Origin of the sequence: Streptomyces sp. NPDC058646 (assembly GCF_042716875.1) — a bacterium.
GTDB lineage: Bacteria > Actinomycetota > Actinomycetes > Streptomycetales > Streptomycetaceae > Streptomyces.
Genome location: NZ_JBHXRK010000064.1, coordinates 1 through 10,252, shown reverse-complemented (window position 1 = coordinate 10,252; position 10,252 = coordinate 1). Strand labels below are relative to the sequence as shown.

Below are 10,252 nucleotides of genomic sequence, written 5' to 3'. Positions count from 1 at the left end.
AGGGGTACCACAGCGCTGCGCGCTGTGCAAGGGAAAGCCCTGCGCTGCGCTCCGGGCGCCCCACCCTTCGGGTGGGGCTGGCCTGCGCTGCGCTTCGGCCTGGGGGTGGGTTCGCTGCGCTCTCCCACCCCCCTCGGTCATCCCCTGCGCTGCGCTTCGGGGGTGACCGAGGGTCACTGGCCGCGCTGCGCGCGGCCAGTGACCGCCTTCCGCTGCGCTGCAGGCGGGCCCGGTCCGCTTCGCTCCCCGGGCCTGGCCCGCTTCGCGGGCGGCTGGCTACGGGAGAGGGCGGTCTGGGTCTGCGGGGTCTTGGGGGCTGCGTTCCCGTGCGGGCCTGTTCTGGTTGTTGGAAGGGGGGTGGGGTTCCAGCTACATGAGACCCGCGGAGCCTTGCCTTCTTGGCGGCGGACTCTTCTGAGCCACCCCCCTTGGCCGCGTACTCCGCGAAGCGGTGTCAGGCCGGCCCAACATTCAGAGGTTAACCCTGGGCACTGACAGGTGACGGGGACTGGGTGGCGGTCGAGTCTCCGGCGGCCTGCTTCGCCCCCGGTTGATGCCTTCGGGGGGCCGCCGCGCGAGCCTGGCCGTGGGCCGGAGGGTGGGGCGGCTCGTTCGTGTCGGGTTCCGGTGTAGCGACTGCATCAGTTAGATGCACCATGTACCGTTGGCGAAAACACGGGACATCCACAGACCGTCTCGGCAGCGGGCAGTTTCCCTCTGAAAGGAACCAGTGGGCATGTGGAGTGCTGACGACGTGGCGCGGGATTCGGTTCGGCGCCAGGGGGACGGTCTGGCCGGGGCTGTGGTTGCGGAGCGGGTTGCGGAGGCGGCGGTCAGGGGGCGGGAGACGGAACGGGTTCTGCTCGGCGGGGCGTTCTCCGAGTGCGAGTCGGATCCGGAGCGGCTGGCCGCGGTCGGGGCGGCGAAGCACCGGAAGTGGCGGCGCATCAGCCTCCTGATGGACGCCCACGGGTGGGACGCGTACGAGCCGGAGCACGACGTCCAAGGCTCCGAGTGGGCGCGGGAGCGTGATGAACGGCGGCAGGGGGTCCTGTCCGCGCATGGTGCGCAGCTGGCACGGCGGCAGGACGAGCGGGACGAGCTGCGGACGGAGCTGTGGCTGTCCGCGGGCCCCGGCCGGCTGGTCCGGGGGCGGCCGCTCGGGCAGGGCTGCGGCCCGTCGAGGTCCTGGCGCAGCTCGCCGAACGGGTCGTGGTGAGCGAGGACGGCACGGTGTCCGTGCCGCCGTTCTCGCCGTCGCGATGACCGGCGTCTGAAAACCCGCCGGAATTAGCCATCAGAAGGCCAGGAGAATGTCTGTGATTCAGCTCAGGGAACACCAGGTCGTGCAGAAGTCGGCGTTCCGGAAATGGGTTGGATTCTCTGCAAGATCGTCTGTGCCCCCTCAGGCAGGCCACCACCTCGTGTGAACATCGCCCCGGCGTCGCGGCGCTCGGCCGTGTTGCCGATCCGGTTCTGCCGGGACCGGGGCCGGCGAGACTACCCGGGGGCCAACCGGCGACATCCGGCATCCTGGTGCCGCCAGCACGTGGCCCGGCTGGTCCGGCTCTCGCCCAGGAGATGCCGCCCGCTTCGACCGGATCCTTGTCGTCGCCGAGCACCGCCCGGGCTACCGCCGGACCCTCTACAAGCACTGGAACAAGGGGCTCAACGCGACCGACGGGTGCAACGCCCGCGAGGAGGTCATCCCGACCGAAGCCGTCGAGGTGGCACCCCAGGTAGCGGCCGGCGCCGCTCGTGGAGCATTTACGCTTCTGGCCACCGAGAACAAAGTCATGCGGCCTGCGTGAACCGTTCTGTGGGCTGATGCCCGGCAGACGCCGTGAGGGGCCCGGGAACGCATCCCAGGCCCTCGCAGTCCGTGGCGCGGCGGACCGCGCGGCATGGGTGGGCGAGGGCCGGGGGCTCGTGGTCTCCCGGCCCTCGCGTGTCTCGGGTGCTACTTGAGCACGCCCGCCCCCGTCGTCGTCGCCAGCGACGTCGGCAGGTTGCTCGCCGAGGCCTCCAGGTCCGTCGTGAGGGTCGGGGTCCAGTTGACCGTGGTCTTCAGGTCCTTGGACGAGGCGGCGTTGTAGGCGGCGACGAGGTCGGTCACCGTGCCGTTGACGAGGTTGCCGGAGCCCTTGACCGAGCCGGTGCCGTCACCGCTGAGGAGCTTGGCGGCCTTCGCGCCGGACGGCAGCTTCCAGTAGTTGTTCTCCGCGACGATCTGAGCCTTGGCCCGGGAGTTGATGCTGTACTGCGGCGTGTACCCGTTGAGGGGCGTGATGTCGTAGTAGTTGTTGTAGATGTGGATCTGGCCGATGCGGGCCAGCGGGGCGCGCTGCATGATGCCCTTCCACACGTTGTGGTGGATGGAGACGCGCAGCTTGCCGACGCTGTCGGTGTCGCTGCTGCCGATCAGCATCGTCTTGTCGTGGTTGGTGAACTGGTTGCGCGAGACGGTCACCAGGTCGGATCCCTTGGTGATGTCGAGGGCGCCGTCGTGGATCTGGTACTCGCGGCCGAAGTACTTCGGGTTGGCGCTGTCGAAGTGCGGCGCGTCGGTGAACGTGTTGTGGTCCGCCCACACGTGGGTCGCGCCGCGCAGGGACACCGAGTCGTAGTTGGAGTTCCAGTTGCCGTCGTCGCCGTCGGTCGGGTCCCACTGCGGGAAGCAGTCCTCAGTGGCGGCGAAGGTCAGGTTGCGGACGATGACGTTGTCCACGTTCTGGATCTGGAGCATGGCCCCGGTGAGGCCTGCGTTCGTGCCAGGGGCACCCACAATCGTCGTGTTGGCGGGGACCTTGAAGACGATGTTCTTGCCCTGCTTGGCCTGGGCGGCGGCGCGTGCCGCCTCCTGGGTGCCGGAGGGCAGCTTGGAGCGGCCGTAGGTGGCCGGGTCGTAGGCCTTGAGGTAGGCCGACAGCGAGTAGCCGGTACCGAGGGCGTAGTCGGCGCAGGTCACCTTCTTTCCGCTGTCGTCGGTGTTGGCGTCGATCATGCCGTTGATCTTGATGATGCGGGGCGTGGTGTCGGAGACCGAGCCCAGCGCCTTCACAAGCTGCGCACGGGTGGAGACGGTGAAGGTGTGGGCGGCATCGGCCTTCGTGCCACCGGTGGTCCCCGTACCGGAGGACGCCCAGCCGTCCTTCGCGGTGAGCGTCTGGTGGTACAGGTCGACGGTCCCGGCGTTGGCGTTCATCACGACAGCACCAGAGCCGACGCATGCGGTCACGACGGCCGCGCAGAGGACGGCGGTACGACGGGAGCGGAGGGACCGGCGGTGGGAGCGAGCAGCCACGGGGCTTCCTTACGGGGGGGGGAGGAACAGGCTTACGCCTGTAAGTGGCCGCCGGCCCGCGAAAGGTTGCCGCGTGCGGGGATTTTTTCCTCCGCTTTTCCCGCGACTCGATGTCGCCCGAGTCCGCCTCCACGTCGCCTTACCCGATCCGCTCAGCTTCGGCTCACTGCGGGAAGAGCTGGGCTTACAGCAGCCAGTACTCCAGCAGCGTTTCGCTACCTGGCCTGGTCAGGAGAACCGTCGGGAGTGTAGTGGGCTGGTGGGGCGACGGTGGAGGACTTCGCCGAGTGCCCCACCAACGAGTGGAGTCGCCAACCGTCACCCGGACGGCCGCGCCCCATCGCCGCGCGGGGCGGGACGGGGCACGGCGGGACGGCGCAGGCGCGGAAAGCCACCGCACCCACAGGACAGAGACGGGCGACCGTGAGCCGCCCGGCCGACGTCGGCAGCAGTGACTTCAGGGCTTCAGGAGGTGTGCGGGCAGTTGCCCCGGTACTCCCGGATGGCCAGGCTCGGACGCGGCAGCGGGCACAGGAACTGCTCGTAGCGGGTGTCGTCGTCGATGAACCGCTTGAGCCAGGCGATGCTGTACTTGGCGATGGTGGTGTCGGAGAGGTTCGGCGTGAGGTGCGTGGCGCCGTTCAGCTCCAGGTAGGCCCGGTCCAGCGAGGACGGCATGCTTTGGTAGAACGGCTCCGAGTGGGAGGACACCGGGGCTATGGTGTCGCCGTCCGCTCCGATGACCAGCGTCGGAGTCCGCAGCTCGGGCCAGGTCTTGTCGAGGTTCCATCCGGTCAGCGGGATCGCGGCCTTCAAGGAAGGCCGGCTCTTGGCAGCCTCGAGTGTTCCACCGCCGCCCATCGAGTGACCCATCACGCCGAGCCGGGTGGCGTCGACCCGGTCGCGGACGCTGCTGCGCTGCGTGAGGTGGTCCAGCGCCGCCAGCAGCTGGCGGCCGCGGCTGGCCGGCTGGTCGTAGGTGCTGGTGGTGTCGATGGTGAAGACGACGAAGCCTTGAGAGGCCAGGCGCGGGCCGAGCCAGGCGATCGAGGATTGCCGTGCGGTGTAGCCGGGGGAGATGGCCACCGCCCCGAAGGTGCCCTCGCCGGTAGTGGTCGGGTAATAGATGGTGCCGCCGCCGAAGCCGGTGACGGAGAACGAGGAGACGAAAGCGCGCGAGACGGGGTACGGGCCGCTTGCCGCCTCGATGCTCGCGTGGGTGGGAGCGGGGCCGCGCTCGTAGGAGTACCCCGCGGCACTGGCGCCCGGTGACAGCAAGGTGGCGAGCCCGGCAACGGCCGCCACGCCGGCCAGAGCGGCCGTCAGCATGCCGAACCGGCGTCGCCGGTGCCGATGGCGCTGAGGGGTGTCCGTGATCGTCGGGGCCACGGATCTGCGGGCGAAGAGCTGCACAAGCATTCCTTTCATCGCGGTGGACGGCAACAGCAGACGCAGTGACAGAACGTGAGGGACGGCGCCACGCCATAAGCCCCGACGCGTACCACCAGCAGGCCGTCGTTCACCGGACCGGGAACATAGGCGGAAGAGGGAAGCCAGGTCACGTGCCTGCGGGATGCGGCTCACCGTCTGAGACGGATTAGGCCTGAGACAAGCGACCCTACGGTCACAGAACGTGAATCAACAGGTCAAGTGCGCGATGCGTGGCCTCGGTTCAGCCCGAAACCACCCTCCGGATCTGAAGAAACTCGTGGAATTCTGTGTGTTTCGTTTCACATGCAGCGTCTCAAATGCTGGACGCCGCGCGGTCGGCGTTACGCCCACTGGTCGCGGCAGGTGCAAGTGGGACCGGAGGCACCCCATGCGGGATCAATGCGTCACCATCCGGAAGGCCGCGGCGCGTTGGCTCCACCGCACCGGCAGGCACCCAACGGCCTTGATATTGATGAGTCGTCAGTCTCTGGTCGGACAGGACCAGCTCGCCGACCTCCGTCCGGCCCTCGATGCCATGCGCCCGGACCTGCTGCCCGCGCGACCCGGACGTGCGCGGGCTGGACGACGAAGGCGTACAGAAGCCGGTCGAGGGGTTGACCTCTGCGGTTCAGGTGGGAGTGTTCTCGTCTGGGGTAAGAGGTCATCTCATTTGGGTGGTTGGGTAGGCTGTCGGCTGTGGCGGGGATTGTTGAGCGGCTTGTGCCGGAAGAGTTGTGGGTGTTGTTCCAACGGGTGGTGCCGGAGGCGCCGTCGCGACCGCAGGGCGGTGGCCGGCGCCGGCACGGTGACCGGGAGGTGCTGGCAGCGATCGTGTTCGTCGCCACCTCGGGTTGTACCTGGCAGCAGCTGCCCGCAGCCTCGTTCGGGCCGTCGGGGGCGACAGCTCACCGGCGGTTCTCCGAGTGGAGCAAGGCCCGAGTGTGGGCCAAACTCCACCGCCTGGTCCTCGACGAACTCGGCGCCCGCGGCGACCTGGACTGGTCCCGCTGCGCGATCGACTCCGTCAACATGCGAGCCCTGAAAAGGGGGACCTGACAGGTCCGAATCCTGTCGACCGGGGCAAGTTCGACTCGAAGATCCACTTGATCACGGAGCGGACCGGTCTGCCCCTGTCCGTGGGGATCTCCGGAGCGAACCTGCACGACAGCCAGGCCCTGAAACCCCTCGTCCGCGGCATACCGCCCATCCGCTCCCGCCGCGGACCACGACGACGCAAGCCCGCCAAGCTCCACGCGGACAAGGGATACGACTACGCCCACCTGGGGCTCCACATCGCCGCGCGGCTGACCGACACCCCCTACCTCGCCTACTCCAAGCGGGCCCGCAACGATCCCGCGGACCCCACCCGGCACACGCGCCCCCAGCCCCTCTACGTCACGCCCGCCCAGGGCCCCCGCTACACCGGACCGGTCGCCGTCCTGACCGGCGGCTCCACCGTCAGCGCGGGAGAGACCTTCACCCAGGGCCTCATGGACCGGCCCGGCCGGACCGTGCGGATCGGGCAGCCCACGCAGGGCGTCTTCTCGGACGTCATGGTGCGCAAGCTCCCCAACGGCATGTCGGTCTGGCTGCCGAACGAGGAGCTGCTGACCCGGTCGGTCAGGACCTTCGATGGCGCGGGCATCCCGCCGCACCTCACCGAGCCGGTCTTCACCACGGAGGAGTTCGACCAGAACAAGGACTCGGCCTTCGACCGGGCCGTGAAGGTCCTGCGGGACTAGGACGGATCCTCCCGGAGACGCCCCGGCCCCGCCGGCCTAGGAGTTGTTCGTGAAAGTGTCACGCCCACATCAGGAGCGATACGAGGGTGACCGCTGCTTGGTAGGACTGGGCTGTCTTGTCGTACCGGGTGGTGATACCGCGCCACTGCTTGAGGCGGTTGAAGCACCGTTCCACGACGTTACGGTGCCTGTAGACCTGCCTGTCGAAGACGGGCGGACGGCTGCCTCGGCTGCCGCGCCAGGCCCGGTGGCGGACGCGATACGGGTGCCCCGCCTCGGACCGGGCCTGGCCGCGGATGCGGCCCGGCCACGTCATTGGCGACAAGGGCTACAGGGCGAGGTGGGTGCCGATGGCCGCTTCGTGGAGGGGTCCGGCGATGGTGCGGTCGCCTTGGATCAGGCTTCGGTGCGGTTGAGGGTGTTGCCGATGCGGCGTGGTGCGGCGAGTGCGCCGTAGGCCGCGCCGAGGATCAGGGTCAGGGCGAGGACGGCGGAAACCGCTGTCCAGTCCATGACGACGGGTACGTCCGCCGGCCAGTTGCGTGCGGCGGTCAGGCCCCAGCCGGCGGCGATGCCGAGAACTGCCGCGAGGGCGGCGATCGTCAGCGACTGCCAGACGACGATCTGGCGCAGGGTGCCCGGGGACAGGCCGATGCGGTGCAGGCGTACGAGGTCCCCTCGGAGCTCCGCCGCGGAGGCGGTCACGGTGATGCCGAGGACGGTCACCACGGCAGCGAGGGCGAGGCCGAGCAGGAGGTACCACAGGGAGGGCGGCGTGAGTTCGGGGCCGGTCTCGATTCGGACGTCCGCCATGACGACGTCGACCGGTTCGAGGGCTTTGACGAGCCGTTCCTCCAGGTCGGGCACTCGGTTGGTGGGAGAGGCGATGACCGAGTAGTCCACGGTGGTCGCGCCGAGCGCACGTGCGGTCTTGGTGGTGATGTAGGCGGAGGCCCGGGTGGCGGTGGTGGCATTGACGGGGTCGGAGAGGACGGCGCCGCTGACGTCGCGGCGGGTGTCCGGCTCCTGGTCGGTGCTGGTGGGCAGGGAGGCCGGCATGGAGAGCGTGACCCGGTCCCCCTTGATGTATTCGGGGGCCAGGACGAGGACGCGGCCGTCTTGGAGGGCCGTGCGTTCCCGGGTGGACCAGGGCCGGCCGGTGAGGGCGTTGAACGTCTTCTCGTCGTCGACGACTTCGATCATCTGCTTCCTGTCGGCGAAGTCTCCACCGGCCTGCCAGGCGACGCTCCAGGGTGGGGTGTGAGCGGGGGTGGTGGAGGCTTTGAGGAGTCGTTCGTCGACCGGGTACGTACCGCGGACGACCGGTGTTCCGGCGGGGAAGACGGTAGCGAGGGCCTGTTCGACGTCTTTGGGGTCGCTGCCCGAGTACAGCAGGGCTTCCACCTGGTCGAGGTGGCGGCTGCCGACGTAGGTGGCGCGTCCCTGGGCGGTGACGCTGGACAGGGTGCCGAGGATGCCGACGGTGAGGGCGAGCGCGACGGAGCCGATCACGATCGCCGAGACCGGGCGGCGCGGGTCGCGGGCGAAGGCGCGCAGTGCGATACGTGCGCTGAGGGTGCGGTCGGCCAGTCGGGCCAGGCCGCTGAGCGCGTCCCCGATACGGGTGAGTGCGGCAGCGGCCAGGGCCAGGATCGCCGTGACGGCCGCGGAGGCGGAGACTGCCTCGTCGTCTTGGAAGGTCGCCGCGGTGGCCAGACCGAGCGCTGCGAGGCCGCACAGTACCGGGGCCCACAGGCGGGCGCGCCCGCTGCTGCGGGGGGTGGCGCGAGCTCGTTCGCGGGCGGGGAGCCCCGCTGGATACCGCGACGTCAGCACAGCGGCCAAAGCGGCCACGGCGATCGACAGGAGGATGGTCAGCAGGCCCCCGGCCAGGAGCGGGTCGTAGGGGGCGGTGTCCTTGTCGGTGAGGCGGGGAAGCGCTGGTCGCGCGGCGAGGGCGAGCAGACTCCCGGCGATCCAGCCGGCTGGGACGGCGATCACGCTGGCCGACACGGCCCCCGAGACGGCGGCGTACCGCAGGTCGCGGTCCGGCACGCCGATGCCGGCGAGGATCGCGAACTCGGAGCGGGTGCGCCGCATGCGCAGGGCGAACGCCCCGGCGGCGATGACTCCGAGAACGACGATGCCGGGCGCCAGCAGCAGTGCGGGTTCGCGTTCGATCATGGTCCGGGAGTCGGCGATGCCCAGCCGGCTCTCAAGTTGCAGTCCCTTTTCGCTGACGACGTTCCGCGCGGCCGCCATCTGCGTCTGATCGCCCGCGAGGAGCAGGCCGTAGCCGGCGGGCAGGACGTTGGTGGTGTCCGTGCCGGTCTTCGGCCAGGCCCGCAGCTGCCCGGGTGCGGCGAGGTAGTCGTATGAGGCGTGGGCCTGCGGGCTCTCGACCAGGCCGACGATCCGCGCGGGCGCGTCGCGCTTCCACCGGTAGGGCAGGTCGTCACCCACCTTCAGGCCGTAGGCGTCGGCAAGGGCCCGGCTTACCGCGATCTCCCCCAGCTCCGAGGGGAACCGTCCCCCCAGCAGCCGGTACCGGTCCTCCATCAGGGGGGACGACCAGTCGGTGTCCAGGTAGCGCACCGAGACCGTGCGGTCCTTCACCCATACGGGGAACTCACTGTTGTCGTCGATCGCGAGCACGGTGATCCCCGGCGCGCGCTGGCCCAGTTCTTCCGCGAGCCTGGCCGCCGCCTGGGGGTCGGACTGCGAGACGAGTCCGTCGGCATGACCCAGGGTGCTGAGGGCGCGCTGTTCGGCCGAGGGCGCGACCGAGGCGAACAGGCCGGCCGCGAGGGTGGCGAGCATGACGGGCAGCGCCAGCAGCACGAGGAGCCCGATGCGCCTGCCGCCGCGCCCGACGACGGTGCGCCGCCCGACCAGATGCACATACCCCCTGTTCATGCTGTGCCTCCCTCACTGGTGCCGAAGGAGAGGAGCGTGCCGTCGTGGAGGACGGCGACCTGGTCGGCGTGGGAGAGGTTGGCCGGGTTGTGGGTGCTCAGGACGACGGTGACGCCTTCGTCGCGGAGCTGACCCAGTACGCCCATGATCTCCGCACCGGTCTTGGAGTCGAGCGATCCCGTGGGCTCGTCCGCCAGCACGAGCGTGCGGTTGCCGACGATGGCCCGGGCGATGGCGGCGCGTTGCTGCTGGCCGCCGGAGACCTCGGCCGGGAACCGCTGCTCCAGTCCCTCCAGGCCGACGCGGGCCATCGCCTCGCGCGCCGCCGCGGTCGCGGCCGCGCGGGCGGTGCCGGTGGCTTCCAGTGGGAGGCGTACGTTCTCGATCAGGGTGAGGTCGGCAAGAAGGCTGAAGTCCTGGTGGACGAACCCGATCTCTCTCAGCCGCAGCGCCGCCAGCTCGGCGGGAGTGCTGGCGTGGACCTGGTTGCCCAGCACCTCAAGGGTGCCGGAGTCGACCCGCTCCAGACCCGCGATCAGATGCAGCAGCGTGCTCTTGCCGGAGCCACTGGGCCCGGTGAGTGCGGTCAGCGTGCCGGCGGGAAGGGACAGCGACACGTCCCGCAGCGCGGGCACGGTCTGCTTGCCCATCGGGAACTTCTTGCCGACCCCGGCGGCGACGACCGCCACGTTCTTGCCCATGCGAATGGTTGTTCCTCTCATACACGAGGGGGGGGGGGGGGGGCCCCCCCCCCCCCCCCCAAACCCCCCCCCCCCCCCCCCGGGACCTATAAAAAAAACGTCGAGCCCGCCAGACAGGGGGGGTTAGTGAACGGGGTGGGGGTCCTGAAGAAAAAACT

The 10,252-nt window shown here is 69.8% G+C and carries 8 protein-coding genes; 3 read left to right on the top strand and 5 right to left on the bottom strand.

Features of this window, described 5'->3' with window-relative positions:
- Nucleotides 1-736 precede the first annotated feature (736 nt).
- Nucleotides 737-1,219: a hypothetical protein gene (locus ACFWUZ_RS35980; protein WP_384382286.1), complete on the top strand. Its 483-nt coding sequence runs from the start codon at nt 737-739 to the stop codon at nt 1,217-1,219.
- A gap of 741 nt (nt 1,220-1,960) precedes the next feature.
- Here ACFWUZ_RS35980 and ACFWUZ_RS35975 read toward each other — a convergent pair.
- Together ACFWUZ_RS35975 and ACFWUZ_RS35970 are read right to left on the bottom strand one after the other, a co-directional pair.
- Nucleotides 1,961-3,304, bottom strand: a complete 1,344-nt coding sequence (locus ACFWUZ_RS35975) for a polysaccharide lyase family 1 protein (protein WP_384382284.1) — start codon at nt 3,302-3,304, stop codon at nt 1,961-1,963.
- Between the two features lie 465 nt (nt 3,305-3,769).
- On the bottom strand, nt 3,770-4,633 hold the full coding sequence (locus ACFWUZ_RS35970; protein WP_384382290.1) for an alpha/beta hydrolase family protein: 864 nt from the start codon (nt 4,631-4,633) through the stop codon (nt 3,770-3,772).
- 798 nt (nt 4,634-5,431) lie between these two features.
- Between ACFWUZ_RS35970 and ACFWUZ_RS35965 the strand changes: the two genes are divergently transcribed.
- The gene (locus tag ACFWUZ_RS35965; protein WP_384382282.1) at nt 5,432-5,791 is read left to right on the top strand and encodes a transposase; all 360 of its coding nucleotides are present in this window, start codon (nt 5,432-5,434) and stop codon (nt 5,789-5,791) included.
- Complete coding sequence (locus ACFWUZ_RS35960; RefSeq protein WP_384382280.1) at nt 5,677-6,477, top strand: S41 family peptidase; 801 nt, start codon at nt 5,677-5,679, stop codon at nt 6,475-6,477. The genes ACFWUZ_RS35965 and ACFWUZ_RS35960 overlap by 115 nt, the downstream gene beginning before the upstream one ends.
- 58 nt (nt 6,478-6,535) lie before the next feature.
- Here ACFWUZ_RS35960 and ACFWUZ_RS35955 read toward each other — a convergent pair whose 3' ends face one another.
- From ACFWUZ_RS35955 to ACFWUZ_RS35945, 3 genes are all read right to left on the bottom strand, one after another.
- Complete coding sequence (locus tag ACFWUZ_RS35955; protein ID WP_384382288.1) at nt 6,536-6,793, bottom strand: transposase; 258 nt, start codon at nt 6,791-6,793, stop codon at nt 6,536-6,538.
- A gap of 80 nt (nt 6,794-6,873) precedes the next feature.
- A complete protein-coding gene (locus tag ACFWUZ_RS35950; protein ID WP_384382278.1) occupies nt 6,874-9,393 on the bottom strand; it encodes an FtsX-like permease family protein in 2,520 nt (839 codons plus the stop codon).
- Entirely contained in the window at nt 9,390-10,094 is a 705-nt protein-coding gene (locus tag ACFWUZ_RS35945) for an ABC transporter ATP-binding protein (RefSeq protein ID WP_384382276.1), read from the bottom strand. The genes ACFWUZ_RS35950 and ACFWUZ_RS35945 overlap by 4 nt, the downstream gene beginning before the upstream one ends.
- Between the last annotated feature and the right edge of the window lie 158 nt (nt 10,095-10,252).